This is a genomic window from Rubrobacter sp. M3-4, from assembly GCF_059772285.1.
Genome location: NZ_JCBAJP010000020.1, coordinates 1 through 22,780, shown reverse-complemented (window position 1 = coordinate 22,780; position 22,780 = coordinate 1). Strand labels below are relative to the sequence as shown.

General features: G+C 67.4%; 20 protein-coding genes. 1 reads left to right on the top strand and 19 read right to left on the bottom strand.

What is annotated here, in order from left to right; translation table 11 throughout:
* Positions 1-33: 33 nt before the first annotated feature.
* From rplS to AC6EKW_RS14750, 10 genes are all read right to left on the bottom strand, one after another.
* Positions 34-357 (bottom strand): 50S ribosomal protein L19, encoded by a 324-nt coding sequence (gene rplS / locus AC6EKW_RS14795; RefSeq protein ID WP_273889334.1) that lies wholly within the window; start codon positions 355-357, stop codon positions 34-36.
* A gap of 2 nt (positions 358-359) precedes the next feature.
* Positions 360-1,085: a tRNA (guanosine(37)-N1)-methyltransferase TrmD gene (trmD, locus tag AC6EKW_RS14790; RefSeq protein ID WP_498514807.1), complete on the bottom strand. Its 726-nt coding sequence runs from the start codon at positions 1,083-1,085 to the stop codon at positions 360-362.
* Positions 1,086-1,091: 6 nt separating this feature from the next.
* A complete protein-coding gene (gene rimM / locus AC6EKW_RS14785) occupies positions 1,092-1,589 on the bottom strand; it encodes a ribosome maturation factor RimM (protein WP_273889336.1) in 498 nt (165 codons plus the stop codon).
* 5 nt (positions 1,590-1,594) lie between these two features.
* Positions 1,595-1,834, bottom strand: a complete 240-nt coding sequence (locus AC6EKW_RS14780; RefSeq protein ID WP_273847087.1) for a KH domain-containing protein — start codon at positions 1,832-1,834, stop codon at positions 1,595-1,597.
* 9 nt (positions 1,835-1,843) lie between these two features.
* A complete protein-coding gene (gene rpsP, locus AC6EKW_RS14775) occupies positions 1,844-2,086 on the bottom strand; it encodes a 30S ribosomal protein S16 (protein WP_273847085.1) in 243 nt (80 codons plus the stop codon).
* A 23-nt stretch (positions 2,087-2,109) separates the two neighbouring features.
* Positions 2,110-3,426 (bottom strand): signal recognition particle protein, encoded by a 1,317-nt coding sequence (ffh, locus tag AC6EKW_RS14770; protein WP_498514806.1) that lies wholly within the window; start codon positions 3,424-3,426, stop codon positions 2,110-2,112.
* A gap of 3 nt (positions 3,427-3,429) precedes the next feature.
* Positions 3,430-4,560: a signal recognition particle-docking protein FtsY gene (gene ftsY / locus AC6EKW_RS14765; RefSeq protein WP_273889338.1), complete on the bottom strand. Its 1,131-nt coding sequence runs from the start codon at positions 4,558-4,560 to the stop codon at positions 3,430-3,432.
* 11 nt (positions 4,561-4,571) lie between these two features.
* Positions 4,572-7,859 (bottom strand): chromosome segregation protein SMC, encoded by a 3,288-nt coding sequence (gene smc / locus AC6EKW_RS14760; protein WP_498514805.1) that lies wholly within the window; start codon positions 7,857-7,859, stop codon positions 4,572-4,574.
* 126 nt (positions 7,860-7,985) lie between these two features.
* Positions 7,986-9,275: an isocitrate lyase gene (gene aceA, locus AC6EKW_RS14755; protein ID WP_273889340.1), complete on the bottom strand. Its 1,290-nt coding sequence runs from the start codon at positions 9,273-9,275 to the stop codon at positions 7,986-7,988.
* Between the two features lie 46 nt (positions 9,276-9,321).
* Positions 9,322-9,546, bottom strand: coding sequence for a hypothetical protein (locus tag AC6EKW_RS14750; RefSeq protein ID WP_273889341.1), 225 nt, complete (start codon positions 9,544-9,546; stop codon positions 9,322-9,324).
* 140 nt (positions 9,547-9,686) lie between these two features.
* On the opposite strand from AC6EKW_RS14750, the gene AC6EKW_RS14745 reads away from it, so the two are divergent.
* A complete protein-coding gene (locus AC6EKW_RS14745; protein WP_273889342.1) occupies positions 9,687-10,646 on the top strand; it encodes a LysR family transcriptional regulator in 960 nt (319 codons plus the stop codon).
* A gap of 26 nt (positions 10,647-10,672) precedes the next feature.
* Here the strand turns inward: AC6EKW_RS14745 and AC6EKW_RS14740 are convergent, their stop codons facing one another.
* The 9 genes from AC6EKW_RS14740 to AC6EKW_RS14700 form a co-directional block, all read right to left on the bottom strand.
* Positions 10,673-11,332 carry a ribonuclease III family protein gene (locus AC6EKW_RS14740; protein ID WP_273847072.1) on the bottom strand — a complete coding sequence of 220 codons (660 nt, stop codon included), beginning with the start codon at positions 11,330-11,332 and terminating at the stop codon, positions 10,673-10,675.
* Positions 11,333-11,559: 227 nt separating this feature from the next.
* A complete protein-coding gene (locus AC6EKW_RS14735; RefSeq protein ID WP_498514804.1) occupies positions 11,560-13,542 on the bottom strand; it encodes an acetoacetate--CoA ligase in 1,983 nt (660 codons plus the stop codon).
* Entirely contained in the window at positions 13,533-14,348 is an 816-nt protein-coding gene (locus tag AC6EKW_RS14730; protein WP_498514803.1) for an HAD-IIA family hydrolase, read from the bottom strand. The genes AC6EKW_RS14735 and AC6EKW_RS14730 overlap by 10 nt, the downstream gene beginning before the upstream one ends.
* Positions 14,326-15,804: a hydroxymethylglutaryl-CoA lyase-like TIM-barrel protein gene (locus AC6EKW_RS14725; protein WP_498514802.1), complete on the bottom strand. Its 1,479-nt coding sequence runs from the start codon at positions 15,802-15,804 to the stop codon at positions 14,326-14,328. Before AC6EKW_RS14725 ends, AC6EKW_RS14730 begins: the two co-directional genes overlap by 23 nt.
* Positions 15,801-17,141, bottom strand: coding sequence for an acetyl-CoA carboxylase biotin carboxylase subunit (locus tag AC6EKW_RS14720; protein WP_498514808.1), 1,341 nt, complete (start codon positions 17,139-17,141; stop codon positions 15,801-15,803). The genes AC6EKW_RS14725 and AC6EKW_RS14720 overlap by 4 nt, the downstream gene beginning before the upstream one ends.
* 2 nt (positions 17,142-17,143) lie before the next feature.
* Positions 17,144-17,620 carry an acetyl-CoA carboxylase biotin carboxyl carrier protein gene (gene accB / locus AC6EKW_RS14715; RefSeq protein ID WP_498514801.1) on the bottom strand — a complete coding sequence of 159 codons (477 nt, stop codon included), beginning with the start codon at positions 17,618-17,620 and terminating at the stop codon, positions 17,144-17,146.
* Positions 17,621-18,715 carry a PEP/pyruvate-binding domain-containing protein gene (locus tag AC6EKW_RS14710; RefSeq protein WP_498514800.1) on the bottom strand — a complete coding sequence of 365 codons (1,095 nt, stop codon included), beginning with the start codon at positions 18,713-18,715 and terminating at the stop codon, positions 17,621-17,623.
* On the bottom strand, positions 18,708-20,456 hold the full coding sequence (locus tag AC6EKW_RS14705; protein WP_498514799.1) for a PEP-utilizing enzyme: 1,749 nt from the start codon (positions 20,454-20,456) through the stop codon (positions 18,708-18,710). Before AC6EKW_RS14705 ends, AC6EKW_RS14710 begins: the two co-directional genes overlap by 8 nt.
* An 83-nt stretch (positions 20,457-20,539) precedes the next feature.
* On the bottom strand, positions 20,540-22,483 hold the full coding sequence (locus AC6EKW_RS14700) for a GMC family oxidoreductase N-terminal domain-containing protein (protein WP_498514798.1): 1,944 nt from the start codon (positions 22,481-22,483) through the stop codon (positions 20,540-20,542).
* Positions 22,484-22,780: the final 297 nt, after the last annotated feature.

Sequence of the window (22,780 nt, the reverse complement as noted above, 5' to 3'; positions counted from 1 at the left end):
AGCGGCGAGCGCCCCAAACGTACTTCCGTGAGGTTACCGGGCTCGCTTCACCCGGGCCTTCTTCCCCACCTTCTCCCGGATGTAATAGAGCTTGGCCCGGCGGACGTCCCCGCGGGTGACGACCTCTATCTTGGCGATCTTGGGTGAGTGGAGCGGGAAGATCCTCTCCACCGCCACGCCGAAGGAAGTCTTCCTCACGAGGAAGGTCTCGTTTATTCCGCCCCCCTTGCGCGCGAGACACAAACCCTCGAAGACCTGCGTACGTTCACGGTTGCCCTCGACGACCCGGTAGTGAACACGAATGGTGTCGCCGGGCTTGAAGTCGGTGCGCGGCTCGATGTTCTCGCTCGTGATCACAGTTACTCTCCTTTCGCAGCTTCTCGACGGGCTTCCGGCCGGGGAACGGCTGAGCAGCCGACCGCTCTGAGACGCGCCTCCCGTTCGCGCCAGGCGCGGATCTTCTCGTGATTTCCGGATAATAACACGGCGGGGACCCTCTCTCCATCCCACTCGGCGGGCCGGGTGTACTGCGGCGGGCCCATCACGTCCTCTCCGGAAGAGAAGGACTCACCGACGAGGCTCTCGGAGTTCCCCAGCACCCCCTCCATCTGCCTTATCACCGCATCCGAGAGCGCGGCCGCGACTATCTCCCCCCCCGAGAGGACGAACTCACCGAGGGAGATCACCTCATCTGCGATGACCCGGCTCACCCGCTCGTCGATACCTCCGTAACGGCCGCAGACGATCGTGAGATCACGCCGGTCGGATAAGATCTCACGGACGTAACCCTGGTCGATCCTGCGCCCCCATGCCTCGGTCACGACGACCCGGCGTTCCTCCTTGAGCTCTCTCGCCGGCACGCCGTAGACCTCCTCGAGCGCCCGCGCCACGATATCCACCCGGATGACCATCCCCGGTCCTCCCCCGAACGGCATGTCGTCTATCCTGCCGTCGGCGGAGAAGTCCCGCAGGTCGAAGGCCCTGAAATCCACCAGCCCGCGCTCTATCGCCCTCCCGACGACCCCGACCCGTACGGCCGCCTCGACGGCACGGGGGAACACGCAGAAAACGTCGATGCTCCGCATAACGCGTTACGCCTCTTCCGGTGGCCGGGCGAGGATCCTTCCCCGCTCCAGGTCCACCTCGGTTACGTGTTCCCGGGTGAAGGGAAGGTAAGACTCACCACCCCGGCCGTGGACGACGAGCACCTCGTGCGCCGGGGTCTCGAAGGTCTCCGTGACCATCCCGATGGTCTCCCCGGATCCGGAGACGACCTCGAGTCCGATGAGGTCTCCCACGTAGTATTCCTCCTCGTCGGGCTCGTCCAGCTCCGTGCGGTCGAGCAACATCTCCTGTCCGCGCAGCTTAGAAGCCTCCTCGCGGCTCTCTACGCCGTCGAGGTCCACGAGGAATCCTTTCGGGGTGGATCGGCTGCGCAGGATCCTGCGTCTCCTCTCCGCCACGAACGGCTCGACCCCCTCGCGCAGGTGCCGTCCCGAGCCGAAGGCCCTGACGCGCACGGTACCCCGCACGCCGTGCGGGGCCAGGATCCTGCCGATGGTGACCGGGTCAGAGGGCTCCCGGTGCAAGGTTCCTAGTCCAGAACCTCCACCGTCACCCGGCGCTCGGCCTTCACGGAGGCGGCCTTCATGACCTTGCGGATCGCGTTTATCGTCCGGCCGCCCTTGCCGATGACCTTGCCCATGTCCTCGCTCGCCACCCGCAGCGTGAGGCTGACCCGGCTCCCCCGCTCCTCGCCGGAGATCTCGATGCTCCGCGGATCGTCGACGAGCCCCTCGACCAGAAACCGCAGCAGATCCTCGAACTGCCGCATGCCTCCCTCCTAGAGGACCCCGGAGATCTCGAGCAGCTTGCGCACCTGGTCGGTGGGCTGGGCGCCCTTGGCGAGCCACTCCCGCGCCTTCTCGGTGTCTATCTGTATGTCCGAGGGGTTGGTGCGCGGGTTGTAGGTGCCGATCCGCTCTATGAACCGGCCGTCCCGGGGGCTGCGCGAATCGGCCACGACGACCCGGTAGAACGGGTTCCTGTTGGACCCGAACCTGGCAAGCCTTATCTTCACCGCCATGTCATCACCTTCCTTCTCTTCTCTCAGAACGGGACTTTCGGGAAACCTCTCCCCTTGCCCATCTGCCGCATCATCTTCTGCATCTCGCCGAACTGCTTGACGAGCTTCTGCACCTCCTGCGGGCTCGTTCCCGAGCCGCGGGCGATCCTGCGCACCCGGCTCGGGTTGTGCAACAGCTTGGGGTTTCGCCGCTCCTGCGGGGTCATCGAGGTTATGATGGCCTCGACCCTCCCCATCACCCGGTCGTCTATCTCGACACCCTTGAGCTGCTGTCCGAGACCGGGGATCATACCGAGCAGCCCCGAGAGCGGCCCCATCCTCTTTATCATCTGCATCTGCTTGAGGAAGTCCTCGAAGGTGAACTTCCCGCTCATGAGCTTCCTGCCCTGCTCCTCGGCCTGCTCGCGGTCCATCTGGGCCTCGGCCTTCTCTATGAGCGTCAGGACGTCCCCCATCCCGAGGATGCGTCCGGCCATCCTGTCGGGGTAGAAGTAGTCGAACTCGCTCATCTTCTCGCCCTCGGAGGCGAACTTTATCGGCCGCCCGGTGACCGAGACGACCGAGAGCGCGGCCCCGCCGCGGGCATCGCCGTCGAGCTTGGTGAGGATCATGCCGTCGAAGTCCGCGTACTCCTGGAAGGCCTGCGCGACCTCCACGGCGTTCTGCCCGGTGACGACGTCGAGCACGAGCAGGACAGAGTGCGGCTTTATCCGCTCGCGCACCCGCCGCAGTTCCTCCATCATCTGCTCGTCGACGACCTGCCGCCCCGCGGTATCCACGATGACGAAGTCGTACCCCTCGTCCTTGGCACGCCTGATGCCGCGCTCGGCGATGTCTTCGGGCGCGGGCTCGGTACCCTCGCTGTAGACCGGGACCCTCAGCTCGCGCCCTATCTGCTCGAGCTGGTCTATGGCAGCCGGACGGTAGGTGTCGCAGGCGATGAGGTAGGGGTGCTTGCCCATCTTCCTGACGAAGAGCGCGAGTTTGCCGGCTGCGGTCGTCTTCCCGTGCCCGTTGAGTCCCGCGAGCATCACGACCGTCGGCGGTCGGGAGGCGAAGGTGAGCTTGCTCGCCGTCCCGCCCATCAGGTTCGCGAGCTCCTCGTTGACGATCTTGACGACCTGCTGACCCGGTGAGAGCGCCTTCGAGACCTCCGCCCCGGTCGCCCGCTCGCGCACGTTGGAGACGAACTCCTTGACGACGTTGTAGTTGACGTCGGCCTCGAGCAGCGCGAGGCGTATCTCGCGCGTGACCTTCTTTACCTGATCCTCCGTGAGGGTCCCGCTGCTGCGTACGCCCTCGAGAGCGGTGTTCAGCCTGTCGCTTAAAGTGTCGAACATCTCCTAGAGCTCCCCGAACAAAGCTTCCGCGAACTGCCGGGCGTCGAACGGGTGCAGATCCTCGACCTTCTCCCCCACCGAGACGAGCTTTATCGGCACCCCGATCTCGTTGGCTATCGCAAGCGCGATGCCACCCTTGGCCGTTCCGTCGAGCTTGGTCAACACGATGCCGCTCACCCCTATGGCCTCCTTGAACATCTTGGCCTGCCTCAACCCGTTCTGCCCGGTGGTCGCATCCACCGTGAGCAGCACCTCGTGCGGGGCCCCGGGCAGCTGCCGGCCGATGACCCTCCCTATCTTCTCCATCTCGGCCATGAGGTTGAGCTTGGTGTGCAGCCTCCCCGCTGTGTCCACGATCAGAACGTCCATCCCCTCCCTCTTTGCGGCCTCGACGGCCTCGTGCGCCACGGAGGCCGCGTCGGCGCCGCGCTGCCGGGCGATGACCGGCGCCCCGGTCTTCCTGCCCCACTCCTGCAGCTGCTCTATCGCCGCGGCCCGGAAGGTATCCCCGGCCGCGAGCATCACCTTCCCCGGCAGGAAGTTGACCAGCTTGCCTATCGTGGTGGTCTTCCCGGTCCCGTTGACCCCGACCATCAGGATGACCGTGGGCTTGTGCGAGACGTCGAGCTCGACGGGCCCGGAGAGCATCCTCTCGGCCTTCTGCACGAGAAGCTCCCGGAGCTCCTCCCCGCTCGTGATGTTGCGCCTGAGAGCCTCCTGTTCGAGCTCCCCGACGAGCTTCGCCGTGGTCGTCACCCCGACGTCGGAGGCTATGAGGATCTCCTCGACCCTCTCCCAAAACTCTTCGTCCTCGGCGTCCTTGAACTCGGCCACCGCCGCGTTCAGCTGCCCGACGACCGACTCCCGGCTCTTCCGTAGCCCCTGCCTGAGGCGGCCGAACCAACCGGCCTCTTCCCGGTCTTCGTGCTCTTCGCGACCTTCTTCCTGCGCTACTCGCGCCGCCTCCGCTTCACGCGGCGCAGGCTCCTCCTCCCGCACCGCTTCGGGCTCCTCACGGGCAGGGGGAGCGGCCTCCGCCGCATCCTCCTGTCGCTCCTCCGCGGCCTCTATCCGAGGAGGTTCGGCTTCGGGCTCTCTCTTCCTCCTGAAAAAGTTGCGCCAGGAACGGGCCATAGCGCCGGACTCTACTCTCCTTTTAGACGTTTGGACACAACCGCAGTGGCCCCGGTCCCGTCCACGGATACGCCGTAGAGGACGTCGGCCGAGGCCATGGTGCGCTTCTGGTGGGTGACCAGAAGTATCTGGCCCTTCGCGCGGTAAGAGTCTACCACAGAGAGAAAGCGAGCCAGGCTGAGATCGTCAAGCGCGGCCTCCGCCTCGTCGAGCATGCAGAACCACCCCGACTCCCGAGCTCCGCCGAGAAAGATGCTGAAGAGAAACGCGAGCGCGATCAGCGACCTCTCCCCGCCAGAGAGCACGCGCAGCGGCTTCCATCCCCTACGGCCTATCCCGACCGCTATCTCCACCCCCTCCTCGGAGAGCTCGAGCCTGCCCCGCCCACCGGACATCATGCGCGGAACCATGCCTTCGAAAGTTTCGCGTACCCGTTCGAAGGTGCTCAGGAAACGACGCTCTATCTCCTGGTCTATCTCTCGTATTATGCATTTTATATCCGCGGCGGCCGCTTCGGCGTCCTCGCGCTGGGAGACGAGGAAACGGTGTCGCTCGCGCAGCTGTTCCTGCTGGGAGATGGCGAGCAGGTTGACATCTCCGAAGTTCTTGAGGCGGCGAGCGAGTTCGCGTCTCTCCCGCTCCGTATCGGGACCGAGATCTTCGGCCTTCCGACGTGCCTCCTCCAGGGTAGCGCCCCACTCGGAGTGCAGCTCCTCCCGCGCCGCCTCGGCGCCGCGTTCGGCGCGGTGCAGTTCGTCCGCGAGGCGCTCGCGCTCTCCGCGGGCTTCGGCGATCTCCCCGGCCAGCTCGGCCGCGCTGGAGGCGAGATCCTCTTGCAGACGGCCGAGTCTCCGGCGTCTCTCGCCGGCCTGCTCGCGGGTGCGCCGCAGCGCCTCCTTCATCTCCGACAGCCTATCGGAGAGGGAGGCGCAGACGTCGAGCGTCCGTCGGGCGAGGTTCTCCAGAACCCCTGCGTCCGGAGTCGGGGCGGCCGCGGAGGAGCGTCTCACGGTGTGCAGGAGACGTTCGTGGCGTCTCTCGAGAGAGTGCAGTACCCGGCGTCCATCGGCGAGTTCGTGTTCGGTGGCACGCAGGCTCTCCCGTGCGTTCGCCCGGGCGGACGCGGCCTCCGAAGCCTCCTTCTCGGCTTCGCGCAGCTCGCGCGCCACAGCGGCGAGCCTCTCCTCTTCGGCGGAGATCTCCCGGGCGAGCGCTCCCGCCCGTTCCCTATGCCCGCGCGCCCTCTCCCGCGAACGACGTTCCGAGGCCGCGAGGCGCTCCGCGCGGGAGGCGAGGAGGTCCCTGGCATCGAGGAGCCTCCTGCAGAGAACATCGAGCTCGGAGGAAGCACGGGAGAGTCCACGCAAAACTTCGGTGGTGCGCGACAAACCGCTCCACGCCTCATCCAGCATGACCTCCGGCCCACGCTCTAGGTCGGCAAGCCTCTTCTCCTCCCGGCGGATACGACCCTCGCGCTCGAAGAACCCCGAGCCGCCGCGAGCCACGCTGGCCCGCGTCAGGCGCAGCCCCTCCGGCGTCACGAAGACGTGGCCGTTCGAGAGCTCGGCGCCGGAAGGATCCTCGACGACGTAGATACCGCAGAGGATCCTGCGTATCGGCTCCGAGTAGCGCGGGTCGGTGACCTCGATACACTCCCACAGCGGCAGGCCGGGGAGGGCACCTTCCTCCTCGACCGGGCTCGCATCGAGGCGGACCGCCACCCTCTCGGATCCGGTGACCAGCCGCAGACCCGCGCCGAGATCGTCCGCCAGCACCCCATCTCCGAGCTCCCGCAGGGCTGCGTCCACGGCCGACTCGAAACCGGGGCGGGCCCGGATCACCTCGCGCAGCCTGATCGAGGTCCCCGCGCTCTCCCGGCCAGCACGCAGCCTCCTGAGGGTGGATTCGGCGCTCCCGCGTATCGCCGCGAGCGCTCCCTGGCGCTCACGGGCCGCGGTGAGCAGGCCCTCGAGATCACGCCGGCGCTCGGATATGCGCCGTTGCAGCCCGGAAGTCCGGTTTTGAAGCCCCGTGGGATCCTTCGTCCGGCGCAGGGTCCCCGGCAGGTGCTCGAGCCTCTCGAGCAGATGGTCCGGCATGTGGCTGCTGGAAGCATCCTCGGACATCTGCTCCAGCCGGGCCCGAAGCCGCTCCAGCCCGAGCGCGATCTTCTCCCTCTCACCGGAGAGAGCCTCCACCCTCTCGCGTGCCGCGCGCAGCTCCTTCCCGGCCCGGTCCGCCGCCTCGAGCCTCCTGGCCCGTTCAGCCTCGAAAGCCTCCACGCGCCGGCGAGCCTTCCCCAGAGCCTTCGCCACCTCCTCCAGCCTCTCCCGGAGCACGGCCTCCGGCCTTGACACCCCGCGTCCCAGCCCCTCCAGACGGACGGAAGCCCGCTCGAGGCGCACGGAGAGACGCCGCAGGCGCTCCTGACACCCCTCGATCGCACCGAAGGTCGCATCCTGGCGAGAGAGCTCCTCTTCGATCCTTACGAGATCTTCGGAGAGGCGATCCCGCCGCGCGCGCAGTTCGCTCTCCCGCTTCGAGAGCTCGTGCACCCTCGCTTCCGCCCGCCGGAGCTCCCGCCTCCGGCGTTCGAGATCCCGGCTCGCCAGCCGGTAGAGGTGCGCCAGGCTCAGGCTCCGGTAGCGGGCTTCCAGCTCCCGGTACTCACGGGCCGCCTCGGCCTCGCGTTCTATCCTGCGCAGTTGGGATGCGATCTCGGCCTCCATCTGGCGGCTCTTCTCGAGCTGGTCGCTGGCCTGCTCCAGCCTCCTCGCCGCCGCCACCCTGCGCCTGCGGTACACACCCAGACCGGCAGCCTCCTCGAGCGCATCCCTCGCGGCCGAAGCCCCACCGGTGACTATCGATCCGACGGCCCCCTGACGAACGATGCTGTGCCGCCCCACTCCTGCCTCCCCGGCGACCGCGCGAACGTCCACGAGGCGGGCCGAAGAGCCGTTTATCCGGTAGGAATTCTGCCCGTCACGAGAGATGCGCCGGGTGATGGAGACCTCTTCGTACGGCAGCGAGATCTCCCCGGAAGAGTTGTCGAAGACCAGCGTGACCTCCGCCACGGCCGCCGGTTTCAGGGTCTCTGAGCCGGAGAAGATCACGTCGGACATCGAGCCGGCCCTCAAGAGGCTCGGGCTCTGCTCACCGAGCGCGAAGAGCACCGCGTCGGTGATGTTGCTCTTGCCGGAGCCGTTGGGACCGATGATCGCGGTCACTCCCTTCTCCAGCGGCATCCGCACCGGCCGCACGAAGGTCTTGAAGCCCTTTATGTAGATGTCCTTGAGCATCCTGCGCGAATTCTACGTGCTTTCCCCCCGGTAAGCACGCCGGAAAATCCCGCAAAGCGCCGCTCAAAAAGCTCCGGGGGAGCATTTGCTCCCCCGGAGTCCGGCTCTGCCGCGGCTCTCCGTTGCTCAGCCGCGCTCTCGGCTGACCTCGAACTGGGCCTCCTCGGTCGAGCCGGTGAGCGCCGTGGTCGAGGCGAGCCCCCCGGCGACGACCTGCGCGACGTCGTCGAAGTAGCCGGCCCCGACCTCGCGCTGGTGCCTGGTGGCGGTGTAGCCGCGCTCCTCCGCCTCGAACTCGGCCCGTTGCAGGCGGGCGTAGGCCGCCATACCTTCGTCGCGGTAACCGTCGGCGAGGTCGAACATGGAGTAGTTGAGCGCGTGGAACCCGGCGAGGGTGACGAACTGGAAGCGGTAACCCATCTCTCCGAGCTTCTCCTGGAAGCTCGCGATCTCCTCCTCGGAGAGGTTGCGCTCCCAGTTGAACGAGGGCGAACAGTTGTAGGCGAGCAGCTTCCCGGGATAACGTTCGTGGATCCCCTCCGCGAACTCCCGCGCCTCCCCCAGGTCCGGCGTGGACGTCTCGCACCAGATGACGTCCGCGTAAGGAGCGTAGGCTATCCCGCGGGCGATGGCGTGCTCGAGCCCGTTTCTCACCCGGTAGAAGCCCTCCACCGTCCTCTCGCCCGTTATGAACGGCTCGTCCGCCGGGTCGACGTCGGAGGTTATCAGCTTGGCGGCCTCCGCGTCGGTGCGGGCGATGATCACCGTCGGAACCCCCATGACGTCCGCGGCGAGCCGGGCCGAGATGAGGTTCCGTATCGCCTGGGAGGTGGGGAGCAGAACCTTCCCGCCCATGTGCCCGCACTTCTTCTCCGAGGAGAGCTGATCCTCGAAGTGCACCCCGGCGGCCCCGGCCTCGATCATGGCCTTCATCAGCTCGAAGACGTTGAGCGCCCCGCCGAACCCGGCCTCGGCGTCGGCGACTATTGGAGCGTACCAGTAGACGCCGTCCCTGCCCTCGGCGTGGTGTATCTCATCGGCCCTCCTGAGCGCCCGGTTGATGCGCCGCACGAGCTCGGGCGCGCTGTTGGCCGGGTAGAGGCTCTGATCCGGGTAGGTCTGCCCGGCGAGGTTGGCGTCGGCGGCGACCTGCCAGCCGGAGAGGTAGATGGCCTCCAGACCGGCCTTGACCTGCTGGACGGCCTGGTTCCCGGTCATCGCACCCAGAGCCCGCACGAACGGACGCTCGTGCATCAGCCTCCAGAGCCTCTCCGCTCCCATCCTGGCCAGCGTGTGCTCGAAGCGCACCGACCCCGCGAGCCGGGAGACGTCCTCGGCGGAGTAGGGACGCTCGATCCCCTCCCACCGCTCATCCTCCCAGCTCTTCTCTATCTCCGTCGGATCCATCCCAGACATCGTCACCTGGACCTCCCTCGAAAGAAGACTCCGGTTCCCCGGATACCTACGACGCAGCGCGTCTCTCAGACCGCTCTTCTCGCCACCCCTCCGCCGAAGAGATCGGCCTCACGTAGACCACACCACGCATAGGCCCGCCCCTCCAACGGTAGAGAACCTCGTAACGCTCGCGCCCGATCAGGACACGCCGCCCGATCTCCGGCATCTCAGGCTCGTATCCCGCACCGAGCACCTCCTCGGAGAACGCCTCCCTGTACTGCACCGGGATCATCCCCAAAACCTCCTTCCTGGAATGTGCGGGTATCACCCGATTACCAACTGCCAGAAAGGCTACCAGCCCCCTTGCTATTAATCCAATTGTTTGTTTACATATGAACGATAGAGAATTTTTATATCCAACGAGGAGGACTGATGCTTTTCAAGCAGATAGAGTGCTTTCTGGCGGTGGCGCGGCTGGGCAACGTGAGCCGGGCAGCGGAGGAGATGTTTCTCACGCAGCCGACGCTCACGGCGAGGATAAAGGCTCTGGAGGAGGAACTCGGAGCTCAGTTGTTCGCGAGGACGAGCCGGGGGATGCGGCTGACGGAGGCCGGCAAGGAGTTTCTGCCGCATGCCGAGCGTGTGATGAAGAGCGTCGAGGAGGGCCGGCGGAAGATAGAAGAATTAAACGGGCTGACGGGTGGTCGGCTCGTCATCGGATCTTCGCCGGGGGTAAGCACCTACGCGCTGCCGGCGCTTCTGGAGCGTTTCTCCGGGGCGTATCCGAAGGTTTCGATCTCGGTGAGGACCGGGCATTCGGAGGACGTGCTGCAGATGGTGCTCGACGACGAGGTGCAGCTGGGGCTCGCGCGCGAGATGCAGCACGCCGAGGTGGAGAGCATACCACTTTATGAAGACGAGCTGGTCCTCGTGGTCTATCCAGAACACGCCTTCACGGAGAAGGGGACGGCAACGCTCGGCGAGGTGAGCAGAGAGCAGATCGTCATGTTCGACACCGCGTCGAGCTACTACGGCCTCACCCGCGACCTGTTGCGCAAAGCCGGAGTCACCCGGTTCCGCACCCTCGAGCTGGACAACATAGAGGCGGCCAAGCGGATGGTCGAGCATCGCCTGGGGGTCGCGTTTTTGCCCCGCACCGCCGTGGTCCGGGCGGTCGAAGCCGGGAGGCTGTGCATCATAGAGCTGGAGGACGCGCCGAGGACGCGCCGGCCGATCGTGGCGCTCCGGCGCAAGGATCTCCCCTCCCCTCCCCCGGTTGAAGCCTTCCTGGAGATCGCCTCCCAGATGGGACAGAAGAAGAGCCGGGCGGAGCTCTCTCCGGCCCTCGCGGCAGAGTTCGAGAACCTGCAGCTCATGGACCTCTTCACTTAAGAACCGGGAACGAGCGGTACGGAACCCTACGCTCCGACGTGTACCTCGACCGTCGAGCGCGGGAGCGGACGGGTGCCGAGGATCTCGAGGGCCGCCCGGGCGGCCGCCTGCTCGCTCTCCTTGATCGAGTGCCCCTTGCCGGTCGCTATCTCCTGCCCGTCCACGGAAACCCCGGAGGTGAAGATGGGCCGGTGCGGAGGACCCTGTTTCGAGATGACGCGGTAGGTGGGGCGAAGACCGTCCGCCTGCAGCGTCTCCTGCAGCATGGTCTTCCAGTCCCGGAGCTCCTCGGTGTCGATCTCGGCCGGGTTAAAGATCTCGTCTATCGTCCTGTAGACGAGGTCCCGGTCGATCAGATAAGCCGCCCCGATGATAGCCTCCACCGTGTCCGCTATCACCGAGTCGTTCATGACCGAACTCTCGATCTCCTCTTCGAGCCCCTCTTCCCGGCCGACGCTGGCGAGGAAAGACTTCCTCACCAGATGAGCCCGGATGCGCGTCAGGTCACCCTCGAGAAGCTCCGGATAGCTGTGGAAGACCAGCTCGGCGACCCGGCTGTTCAGGACGGAGTCTCCCAGGAACTCGAGCCGCCCGTTCGATTCGTAGGGGTCGGCGACGCTCGGGTGGGTGAGCGCCCGCTGACGCAGGGGTTCGGGCAGTATCTCTATGAGTTCCCTTATGGACATCGCACCCTGCTCTGCTCGAGTGTATTGCACGACTCACCCATTCCAGGGCTGAACACGAAACGCTCGCTCATCTTCCTTATTTTCCCACTCTTTTCATGCCCTGTCCACAAGATACCGGATGGCCGTCCGCTTATCAGGGAGCGGGTGAGCGCCGCCCGGCATTCTCTTCGATTCGACACCGGAGGTCAATCGCACGAAGCCTGCTCCGCAGAAGGTTCAAATAGTAGTCAATCTCCGTCTTCGCAGCTTCGGTGCCTCGCGTATGCGGCGAAGGCGTCGAGAGCAGCCGGGTCGAGGAGGGAGTCGCGGCTCGCGACCTCCTCCGGGCGGGCGCCGCGCAGGATGCGCTTGACGGGCACCTCGAGCTTCTTCTGGGAGAGCGTACGGGGTATGGAGGGGACGGCCTCGATGGCATCGGGGACGTGGCGCGGGGAGAGCTCGCAGCGGAGGGTGGCGGCGATGCGGGAGCGCAGGCGCTCGTCGAGCTCTGTGCCCGGCGCCGGGACGACGAAGAGCACGAGCTCGCCGGGTCCGCCCTCGGCGTCTTCGAGGTGGACGACGAGGCTGTCGGCGACCTCCTCGAGGGACTCGACTACGGAGTAGATCTCCCCGGTCCCCAGGCGCACCCCGCCGCGGTTGAGCGTCGCGTCCGAGCGGCCGGAGATCACGCAGCTTCCGCGCTCGGTGAAGCGGATCCAGTCGCCGTGGCACCAGACGCCCGGGAAGCGCTCGAAGTATGCGGCGCGGTAGCGCCTGTCTCCGGGGTCGTTCCAGAAGCCGAGCGGCATCGAGGGCATGGGAGAGCGGATCACGAGCTCTCCGAACTCGCCGACGACCGGTCGGCCGCGCTCGTCGTAGGCGGCGGCGTCGACCCCGAGGCAGGGGCCGGAGATCTCACCCCGATAGACCGGCTGCAGCGGGCTCCCCTGCACGATGCCGGTGCACACATCGGTCCCCCCGCTGCCTATGTTCAGCAGCACGTCGGGCCCGAGCTGCTCGTAGACCCAGTCGAAGCCCTCCGACGGCAGCGGGCTCCCCGCCGCCCCTATCTGCCGCACGTTCGAGAGGTCGAACTCCCGCCCTACCTCGAGGCCGGCCTTGCGGCAGGCCATGAGGTAGGCCGGGGCGACGCCGAGCATCGTCGCGCCGGTCTGCTCGGCCAGACGCCACTGGAAGGCGAGATCCGGGTAGAGCGGGTTGCCGTCCATGGTGACTATCGCCGACCGCAGGAGCAGCGCCGAGACGAGGGCGTTCCACATCATCCAGGCGGTAGTCGTGAACCACATCAGCCGGGCTCCGGGACGGAGATCCCAGGTCAGACCCAGGTTCTTGAGGTGTTCGAGGAGGATGCCGCCGTGCCCGTGCACTATGGCCTTGGGTTTGCCGGTGGTGCCCGAGGAGAAGAGCACGTAGAGCGGATGGTCGAAGGGCACCGGCTCGCAGCGGAGCGGCTCCTCCTCCGAGAGCAGCTCCTCCCAACCGACCGAATCCGGCAGAACGTCCTCCGCCCCTCCGACGTACGGGACGTGCACGACGTGCTCCAGCGTGGGCAGCGCCCGCCGGATGTCCCGCACCTCCGCCCGGCGGTCGATGTGCTTCTCCCCGTAGCGGTAGCCCGTCACCGCGAGCAGCACCTTGGGGTCGAGCTGCCCGAAGCGGTCGATCACGCTGCGCGGGCCGAACTCCGGCGCACAGGTTGCCCAGATGGCCCCCAGGCTCGCGGTGGCGAGAAAGGCCACGACCGTCTCCGGGACGTTCGGGAGGTAGGCAGCGACGCGGTCGCCGGGGCCAACCTCCAGGCGCCGGAGCCCGGCGCGGGCCCGCGCTACCTGCTCGCGCAGCTCGCCGAAGGTCAGCTCGAAGGGAGCCCGCGTCTGGGAGTGGGCGAAGATGGCGACCTCTCCGTCGTCGCCCGAGGGGGTGAGGATCCTCTCCGCGTAGTTCAGGCGCGCGCCCGGGAACCAGCGGGCGCCGGGCATCTCGCGCGCGGCGAGCACCCGTTCGGGAGGGGTGTGGGCGCGCACGCCGTAGAAGTCCCAGACAGAGCGCCAGAACGCCTCGAGATCCCCCACCGACCAGCGCCAGAGCTCGTCGTAACCCTCGAACTTGAGGCCCCGCTCCTCGCGCAGCCAGCGCACGTAGCGTCCGATCTCGGTGGTCTCCAGGACGTCCGGGGGCGGCGTCCAGAGCACCTCGCCCGTCAGAGCCACTTCAGGATCTCCCCCACTCCCTCCACCACCGCATCCGGGCGCCGGCGTTCCGGCACCCGCTGCAGGTCCACCGACCCGCTGGTCCCGCTGCGCACCAGGATGGTGAACGAGCCCACCAGGCGACCCAGCCCGATATCCATGTCCAGGTCATCCCCGATGACCGCCATCTCCCGGGATTCCACCCCGAGCCGCTCGCAGGCCGCGCGCACCGCCATCCGCGAGGGTTTGCCGACCACGGTGGGACGCTTCCCCGTAGCCTTCACCAGCGCAGCGGTCACCATCGCGCCGCGGCTGAAGATCATGCCGTTCGCCCCCCAGTAGCCGGGACCGTAGCTAGCCGTGAGAAGGGGCGCGCCCCGGGTGATGGCCCGCGCCGCGCGTTCCAGGGAGTCGAAGTCCACCTCGTTTACGTGGGTGACGAAGACCACTTCGGCGTCCTCCCCGTCCGTGAGCGGCACGCCCGCCTCCGCCATGCGCTCGCGGGTCGTCTCGGAGCCGAAGACCATGGTCCGCCGTCCGCCGTGGCGGCGCGCCAGATACCCGAGCGCGCTGCAGACGGGGGTCAGGACCTCGTCGTCGCGCACGGGGAGCCCGCCCTCGCGCAGCCCCCGCGCGAACTCCTCGGGACGCAGGTGCGTGCCGTTGGTGAACAGCACGAGCGGCCGGCCGGAGGTCCGGATCTTCTCCAGCACCTCCGGCGCGCCGGGGAGCGGGCGCGGGTGAAAGCCGGCGTCGCGGTGCACGAGCGAGCCGTCCACGTCGAAGACGAACCCGCGTATCCTCTCAAGCTTCTTTGCGCCAGACAATGGTATCCCCCGTACGTTCGTCTTCGAGCCTCAGATAAGAGATGGAGTCGCGCCTGGAGAGCTCGTGCAGGAGCCGCACGACCGGTGCGCGTCCGGGGCGCACCAGCGGCGCGCGCGGCCTGCCGCGCTCGGCGACCATGGCGTCCACCTGTTCCGCGGGCATCGTGAGGCGCAACAGCAGCTCCTCGTCGGAGATCCGGCGACCGAAGCGCTCGCGGGCCCCGTCCAGAGAGATCGGTTCGAGACCCTTCAGCTCGGAGGCGCGCGACGTCGAGAGCACGCGGTCGGCGACCTCGGGGTCGACGGGCGCCGGGGTCTCGTAGTAGTGCCCGAGGAAGTAGCGCACCATCTCGTCCGAGACCCTCGACCAGCGCTCGCCGGAGATGACGTTCATCACGGCCTGGGTGGCGACGAACTGCGAGACCGGGGTGACCATGATCGGGTAGCCCATCTCCGCGCGCACCCGGGGGACCTCCTCCAGGACGGCGTCGAAGAGCTCCGGCCGGCCCAGCTCTTGCAGCTGCCGGCGGGTGGTGGAGATCATGCCCCCCGGCATCTGGTGCCGGAAGTAGGCGCCGTCGAACTCCCGCGGGCTGCCGCCCGGCAGCCCGCGCTCGCGGGCCAGCTCGCCGAAGTACTCGGAGGTGGCCTCGAGCGCCTCCGTATCCAGATCGTACGAGAGGCCCTCGGCCTCCACGTTGCGCAGCGTGGATTTGGCGGGAGGATTCGAGCTTCCGCTCCCCAGCGGCTCCACCGCGGTGTGCAGCGTCCGCACCCCGGAGCGCAGCCCCTCGACGTAGGCGAGGGGGCCGAGCCCGATCGTGCAGTGGCTGTGGAGCTCGACCGGGCGGGGGGCGAAGCGCTCGATGAAGCCCGGGATCAGGGTGCGCACCGCCTCCGGCATCAGGAGCCCGCCCGGATCTTTCAGGTAGAGCCGGTCGATGTCCTCGGAGCGGGAGACCGCTTCAGCCCGCTCCAGGTAGTAGTCGTGGGTGTGGACCGGGCTTATGGAGTAGGTCAGCCCGACGACGACCTCCTCGAAACCCTCCTCACGGGCGACGCGGGCCATCCGGAGGAGCGCCCCAGGCTGATTCGAGGGGTCGACGATCTGGATCCTGCGCATCCCGTTGCGCACCCAGCAGCGGAAGGCGAGGCGCATGACGTCCTCGCCGGCGGGCACCCAACGGATGAAGCGCATGCCGGTGGTGATAAGCCCCAGCGGCGTGTTCGGCATGGCTGCGCTCACCAGCCGGATCCGCTCCCAGGGATCCTCCCGGTGGAAGCGGACGGAGACCGCCATGTGCGTGCTGGAGGTGAAGTCCAGAGCGTGGAAGCCGACGCGGTCCATCGTCGGGGCTATGGCGAGGACGTCCTGGGTGGTGAGCCCGGTCGCGGACCACAGGCTCTGGTTGCCGTCGCGTATGGTCGTGTCGATGATCTCGACGGGCTCGCTCATGCCGCAAGCACCTCCTCTTCGAGCCAGGTCGTGTCCACCGCCGCACCGGTGAAGTCCGGGTGGGCGAGAACGTGCATCAGCAGCTCGCGGTTGGTGGGAACGCCCTCCACCACGAGCCCCTCGAGCGCCTCGCGCATCCTCTCGATCGCCCCGTCGCGGTCCCCGGCGTGGGAGACGAGCTTCGCCAACAGCGAGTCGTAGTAGGGGGGCACGAGCGTCCCCTCCTCGCAGTGGGTATCGACCCGCAGGCCCTCGATCTCGGGGACCGAAAAACGCGAGATCCTGCCTGGGGTGGGGCGGAAGCTGTGGGTGGGATCCTCCGCCGTCAGACGGCACTCTATCGCATGCCCGCGAAACTCCACCTCCTCCTGCGAGAGGCCGAGCCTCTCACCAGCTGCGATCCTCAGCTGGTCCGCCACGAGGTCGCGCCCGGTCACCAACTCGGTCACCGGGTGCTCGACCTGGATGCGGCAGTTCATCTCCATGAAGAAGAACTCCCCGCTCTCGGCGTCGACCACGAACTCCACGGTGCCGAGGTTGCGGTAGCCGATCTCGCGGGCGAAGGCGACGGCCGCACCGTGGAGCGCCGCGCGCGTCCCGGCGTCCAGCCCGGGGGCCGGAGCCTCTTCGACGATCTTCTGGTAGCGCCGCTGCACCGAGCAGTCGCGCTCCCCGAAGTGGAGCACGCCGCCGTGCTCGTCCGCCGCCACCTGCACCTCGACGTGGCGGGCGCTCCGGATGAAGCGCTCCACGTACAGGCGTTCGTCACCGAAGGCCGCCCCCGCCTCGGCGAGCGCGACCCCGAACAGCCGCTCCAGCTCCTCCCGGTCCCGGGCAAGCTTGATCCCCCGCCCGCCACCGCCCGCCGCGGCCTTCAGCAGCACCGGGTAGCCCGCCTCCTCGGCGAAGCGCAAAGCGTCGGCGAGCGCGCTCACCTCGCCGCCCGGGACGACCGGCAGCCCGGCCTCGGCCGCGACCTCGCGCGAGCGGAGCTTGTCCCCGGCCAGCTCTATCACCTCCGCGGGGGGCCCGACGAAGCGCAGCCCGTTCTCGCGCGCAGCGGCGGCCAGCGCGGGGTTCTCGGAGAGGAATCCGTAGCCGGGGTGGATGGCGTCGCAGCCGGTGCCGATCGCCGCCTGCACCACCGCGCCCACGTTCAGGTAGCTTTGCGCCGGTGACCCCGGCCCGATGCACACCCCCCGATCCGCCATGCGAACCGCCAGGCCGCCGCGGTCAGCTTCGGAGAACCCCACGACGGTCTCCAGCCCGAGCTCGCGGCAGGAACGGACGACCCGCACCGCGATCTCACCCCGGTTCGCCACGAAGACGCGTCTCATCTTCACCGGTCGGGCTCCACCCGGAAGAGCGGCTGGCCGTACTCCACGAGCTCTCCGTTCTCCACGCACACCTCGGCTATCCTCCCGGAGACCCCGGCACGGATGGAGTTCATCATCTTCATGACCTCGATCAGGCACACCACCGTCTCCGGCTCGACCCGGCTCCCGACCTCGACGTAGGGCCTGGCCCCGGGCGCCTCGGCACGGTAGAACGTGCCGACCATCGGCGCCTCGATGGTGAGGGACCCATCGGCGGCCCTCCCGTCCGGCGCCTCCCGTGCGGAGGGCGGAGTCTCCTCCTTTTTCGGAGCCTCGACGAGGCGGCGCTCCTCCCCGCCTGTCGCGGGCTCCTCGCGCGGCGGTGCGCCGCCGCGCCGCACGTACAGCCTCAGCCCGTTCGTCTCGATCCTCAACTCGTCCAGGTCGGACTCGTCGATGATCCGCAGGATCTCACGCACATCGTCGTCCGAGAGCGGCATTCAGGACCTGCCTCTTTCTTCGTCGGAGACAACACCAAACGTTCCCATTACCAGCTCGATCGCCGACCGGGCCCGCGGAGGTTCCCCACCCCTGCGGCGCACGGTGGTGACCGGACGGGACTGGACCACGAACAGAGCGTCCGGGAGCCCCTTCCCCCGGGCGAGCGCCCACTCGATATCCTGGTGGGTGCCGAAGTGCCGCTCCACGCAGCGGGCGACCTCGACCAGCACCCGCAGGTGCTCCTCCCCCAGACAGGGCGTCTCCTGCCGCTCCGGCTCCACCTCCACCGTCCGCACCCCGGCCGAGGCGGGGTCGGGCCGGTACTCCAGGTGCTTGCGGCCGATGGACCTGTGCAGCACCTCCCCGGTCACCTTGCTCAGCCGGTACTCGTCCGGGGTCACCTCCCCCGCCACGACCGCTTCGCCCAGGCCCCAGCTCGCGTTCACCGCGACCGTGCTGGGGTCGCCGCTGAGCGGGTTGCAGGTGAACATCACGCCGGCGACCTCGGCGTCGACCATCATCTGCACGGTGACCCCCATGGCCGGTTCGCTCCCCGCCGCGGCCATCCTGGCCCGGTAGCTCAGCGCCTCGGGGCTGTAGAGGCTGGCCCAGCACTTTCGGACCGCCTCGCACACACCTTCCGCACCGCGCACCCAGAGGTAGGTCTTCTGCTGGCCGGCGAAGGTGGCCTGCTCGCTGTCCTCGCCGACCGCGCTGGAGCGGACCGCCACGGGGGGATTCTCCTCGCCGGCGGCCTCCGAGATCTCGCGGTACCGGCGGAGGATCTCACCCTCCAGCTCTCCCGGCAGGGGAGCGGAGCAGATCAGGCGGGAGAGCTCGCCGGAGACGCTCCGCAGCCCCTCCACGTCGTCCGCGTCCAGCTCGCGCAGTACTTCCGAAACGCGCCCCCGGAGACCGTTCTCCTCCAGAAAGAGCCCGAACGCGCCGGTCGAGATGGCGAACCCTGGCGGCACCGGTATGCCGCTCGCCAGGAGCTCCCCGAGGTTCGCGCTCTTCCCGCCGAAGCGCGGCTCCGCGGCGCGCCTGAGCTCGTTCAACGGGACGGTATACCCTGGCATCGTCGTGCTAGCCATCGAGGACCGTCACCCTCCCGTTCGTGCCGTCCACCCGCACCCGCTGGCCGGTCCTGATGCGGGACGTCGCCGTGCCGGTGCCGACCACGGCGGGCAGCCCGTACTCCCGCGAGACGATCGCGGCGTGGGACATGATCCCCCCGATGTCCGTGACGGTGGCTTTGATCTTGCTGAAGATCGGAGCCCACGCCGGCGAGGTGGAGGTGCACACCAGGATCTCCCCGGCCCGCACCTCGGAGATCTCCTCGAGCGAGCGCACCACCCGCGCCGTTCCTTCCACCTCGCCCGGTGAGGCGGCGGCGCCGGCGAGCTCGTTGCCGCCCCCGTCGCGCTGCGCCCGCGCCCACTCCTGCAGCTGCTGCGGGGTGACCCCCCAGAGCATGGCGATCGCAGGATCCACGACCGCCTCCGGCATCCGACCCAAAGCGGGAGGCGGCGTCCACTCTTCGAGCCGCTTCAGGATCCGCTTGCGCCGCTCCACGATCTGCGGCCAGTGGTGCGGCCCGAGCGCCTCGCCGCCGGTCGACCAGGTAAGCGCGAGCTCCTCCAGCGCCTGCATCACCTCGTAGCGGGAGAGCTGGAAGATGTCCTCGCTCTCCTCGATGAAGCCGTGCCGGGCGAGCAGCGCGCCGAACTCCCGGATCTTGTTGAAGAACCGCGACTGGAACCAGTAGTCGCAGTAGAACTTGTGCTCCTCCACGTACGGGAAGACCTTGCGCGAGAGCCCGAGCAACTCCCGGAAGGTCTGCCGCGCCTCCTCGTCCATAAGCGCCTCGTACTCGCCGACGAGCCGGTCCCGCCGCTCGGCCAGCTCACGCGTGGGCCGCTCGATGTCCTCGCCGGCCTGCAGCGCCGCGATGTGCCCGATGAGCGAGCTGTAGGGGATGCTGGGGTCGTCGTGCCAGCTGCCGTAGTAGTGGTAGAGCCCGTCGCCGGTCCCCATGTTGAACCACGGGTCCTTGACCTCCTCGAGCTCCTCGAGCCAGCGCCGCCCGGCGTCGCTGCGCCCGAGCTCGGCCTCTATCTCCTCCGGCGAACGCCCCTCCCGGAAGGCCTCCGCCACCCCGAGGTCTATCGCCAGCCGCGCCAGCCGCCGCAGCTCGGCGTCCGGCCGGAAGAGGACGACGTCGATGCCGGCGACCATCTGCGAGATGTGCTGGTCGGGGATGTCGGGCAGGGCCTGCTTGCAGAACTCCGAGAAGGTCAGGTACGCCCCGTAGCCGAGCAGCAGAAACTCGAAGTGGTACTGCCACATCCGCTCGATGCAGTCCAGCGCCCGCCGGTAGCTGGCGAGCAGCGTGGCCCAGCTCGGCTCCCCACCCTCGAAGACGACGGCCTCCGGCTCGTACTCCGGAAGACCGGGGACGGGGATCTCGGAGACCTCGCGGTTGAGCGCCTCCATCCGCTCCCGCCAGCGGGCGTAGAGCTCATCCCAGTTCTCGTAGTAGTAGCCGGCGCGCTGCTGGAAGAAGCGCGACCGCTCGGCTATCTTCTCGGGATCGGTCACCGGGTTGGGCGAGATGTAGACGTAGCCGTTGACTATCCGGTAGTCGACCCCCATCGCCCCCGGTACCGCGAACGCCCGGTTCTGCCACCCCCCAAGCGCATAGTACGGCGTGTCGACCTCGACCATGTCGAACGCGGGCATCGGCACCGGGAAGTGCATCGAGTTCCAGAACCACAGCCGGTTCTCGTCGTGCTCCCTGCGCCGCTCGTCGAAGAGCGCCCAAGGCGGGTACATCTCCTCCCACCCCTCACACCCCTCCGGTGTCTCGATCGAGAACGGGCTAGGAAAGTCTGTTGCTATTTCTTTTTTCGTCATCTCTATATCCTCTCCACAATACCTCGGGCTATCTTGTGCGCCACCGCCTCGATAGTCACCATCGGGTTCACCCCCAGCCCCGTGGGCAGCACCGAGCCGTCGACCACATACAACCCCTGCACGTCCCAGCTCTCACCCGTGGCATCGCATACCGAATCTCCGCGCGAAGCTCCCATACGAGCCGTGCCCATCAGATGAAAAGCTCCCAGAGTCACCTGAGCCGGGCCCCAACCGCACCGGTCGGCTGCTAGAAGCATCTCCTCCCTGTTGCCCTTCCGGCCCGGTTCGTAGGTGACCCATCCGGCGTGAGACGAGTAGATGACCCGGGCACCGCCGGCTTCGAGAATCTGTGCCGCACCATCCAGCCCCCGTCTCATCACCGCGCGGTCGAAGTCGGACAGAGTCCAGCGTGGCCTCGGAATGCCGTCACGCCCCACGACGACCTCACCACCGTCGCGCGCCCGCTGAAGTGCCCCGTACCCGGCCGTGTAGCGGAGCGCCTGCATCAACTCGGCGCTCTCCCGTGCACCTCTCCAGGGGGCGAAGATCGCGAGGATGCTGGGAGGGGTGGCGGCCTGCTCGTACTTTATGCCGTACCCCTCACCGAGATCCAGAAGCTCGTCGGAGTAGGTAGCACCGAGCGTACCCTCCCAGGGTTTTATCTCCTCCTCAAAGATGCCCCATGTGAGAAGAACGGGGTGCAGCATGAGGTTCTTGCCTATTACGGGGTTGTCTATGCCCGAACGAATCATGATCGCCGGCGTGTGAATGGCTCCGGCGGCGAGCGCCACGATTCTGGCTCGTACGACAACCCTGTGACCGTCCCTCGTTCGCGCTTCCACACCCTGCACCCGCCCATTCTCTACCAGCACCCTCTTCACGGGAGCGTTCACGAGTAAGCGAGCCCCATTGTCGTAAGCGTCCTGAAGCCACGTCTTCAACGTCGACTGCTTGGCTCCGATCTGGCAACCGTAGTGGCAGAGCCGGCAGACATCCTCCCGACACCCCCGGCAGTTGCGCTGCATCACCTCCCAATGCCAGCCGAGAGCCTCAAGCCCCTTGCGCATGACATGATCCCGCCTCGAAGGTATGCTGCTCTCGGTACCGATCGAGAGCCGCTCCCACACGGCATCGATGCTCCTGCCGAAATCCTTGCTGGCCCACTCGGCGAGTCCGAAGCGCTCCTTCCACTCCTTGAGCACGTGCTCCGGCGGGCGGAAGCACCAGGTGTAGTTCACGACCGTACCACCCCCCAGACAGGAGCCGGCGAGCAGACCGATACTCTGGTCTTCGGCCGCTAGGTTGCCGCCGTCGAGATATAGGCGGGCGTAACCTGGAATCTCAGCCCCGTCGAAGTTCTCTTCGCTGTAATAGCCACCGGATTCGACGACGACCACGTCGAGTCCCGCAGCGGCGAGCACCCCCGCAGCGGTACCGCCCCCTGCCCCAGAGCCGACCACGCAAACGTCGCAGTCGAGCTCGGTATCCCCGGTCACCTCGAGCGGTCTGATGCTTTTCGGCGGTGGACTCTCCGGTGGTCCGAGCGGCCCCGGATAGCCGAGCCAATTCTCCACGGGGTCCGGCTCCTTCCCTTCGTGAGGCATGCAGTAGTACCCCAGCAGCACTCCCTTGCGGAACATCTGGAAGATTGCTCGCGACCTCGCATCAGGTGAGTCTGCGAGGCTCAACAGCACGCGCTCGCGCTCAGCCTGCGAGAGCGATGAGAAAGGAGCCTGCTCGGACCCGGCGATCTGTGTGTCCCACGTTTCGAGCAACGCCACGAAGGCGGCGCGGTCTTCGGAGGAAGGCGCGCTGCCCGCCGAGGCGAGCAACGCGTCTGGAACGCCACGCTCGGTGGCGGACGGAAGCCCGTCGATACCCGGTGCGAAGGTATCACATATCGCTTCGAGAGCCCTGCGAGCCTCACCGTCTATCTCGATGGACATGGCGCGTACTCCTCCTTTACCGCTTGTGTCGGCTTCAGATGCGTCCCGGATCCCGGGAAACCCCCACCCCTTGTTCCCCGTCCGGATACCCTCCGGAATCTGAAATCGACACGTACCCTTTCAGCGCGGTCACCCCTGTTTCTTGGAGCGCTTTATGTTATTTTGTTTTTAATGAATCGAGCGTGTCAAGCCTCTCGTGCATACTCGATTCGTGTAGTTGCATATCTGCTGTGTATGACTACCTCCTGTAGGCAGTGCGGGCGTACTCGACCAGGGGAGCGGGCTGCACGGTGGCCT

Excerpts from the sequence above, each read along its gene's own strand:
- ftsY (WP_273889338.1), bottom strand. The coding sequence starts at position 4,560 with ATGGCCCGTTCCTGGCGCAACTTTTTCAGGAGGAAGAGAGAGCCCGAA.
- AC6EKW_RS14750 (WP_273889341.1), bottom strand. The coding sequence starts at position 9,546 with ATGATCCCGGTGCAGTACAGGGAGGCGTTCTCCGAGGAGGTGCTCGGT.
- AC6EKW_RS14700 (WP_498514798.1), bottom strand. The coding sequence starts at position 22,483 with ATGTCCATCGAGATAGACGGTGAGGCTCGCAGGGCTCTCGAAGCGATA.
- aceA (WP_273889340.1), bottom strand. The coding sequence starts at position 9,275 with ATGTCTGGGATGGATCCGACGGAGATAGAGAAGAGCTGGGAGGATGAG.
- AC6EKW_RS14780 (WP_273847087.1), bottom strand. The coding sequence starts at position 1,834 with ATGCGGCAGTTCGAGGATCTGCTGCGGTTTCTGGTCGAGGGGCTCGTC.
- accB (WP_498514801.1), bottom strand. The coding sequence starts at position 17,620 with ATGCCGCTCTCGGACGACGATGTGCGTGAGATCCTGCGGATCATCGAC.
- rpsP (WP_273847085.1), bottom strand. The coding sequence starts at position 2,086 with ATGGCGGTGAAGATAAGGCTTGCCAGGTTCGGGTCCAACAGGAACCCG.
- smc (WP_498514805.1), bottom strand. The coding sequence starts at position 7,859 with ATGCTCAAGGACATCTACATAAAGGGCTTCAAGACCTTCGTGCGGCCG.
- AC6EKW_RS14740 (WP_273847072.1), bottom strand. The coding sequence starts at position 11,332 with ATGTCCATAAGGGAACTCATAGAGATACTGCCCGAACCCCTGCGTCAG.
- trmD (WP_498514807.1), bottom strand. The coding sequence starts at position 1,085 with ATGCGGAGCATCGACGTTTTCTGCGTGTTCCCCCGTGCCGTCGAGGCG.
- AC6EKW_RS14720 (WP_498514808.1), bottom strand. The coding sequence starts at position 17,141 with ATGAGACGCGTCTTCGTGGCGAACCGGGGTGAGATCGCGGTGCGGGTC.
- AC6EKW_RS14705 (WP_498514799.1), bottom strand. The coding sequence starts at position 20,456 with ATGTACCCGCCTTGGGCGCTCTTCGACGAGCGGCGCAGGGAGCACGAC.
- AC6EKW_RS14725 (WP_498514802.1), bottom strand. The coding sequence starts at position 15,804 with ATGAGCGAGCCCGTCGAGATCATCGACACGACCATACGCGACGGCAAC.
- AC6EKW_RS14745 (WP_273889342.1), top strand. The coding sequence starts at position 9,687 with ATGCTTTTCAAGCAGATAGAGTGCTTTCTGGCGGTGGCGCGGCTGGGC.
- ffh (WP_498514806.1), bottom strand. The coding sequence starts at position 3,426 with ATGTTCGACACTTTAAGCGACAGGCTGAACACCGCTCTCGAGGGCGTA.
- AC6EKW_RS14710 (WP_498514800.1), bottom strand. The coding sequence starts at position 18,715 with ATGGCTAGCACGACGATGCCAGGGTATACCGTCCCGTTGAACGAGCTC.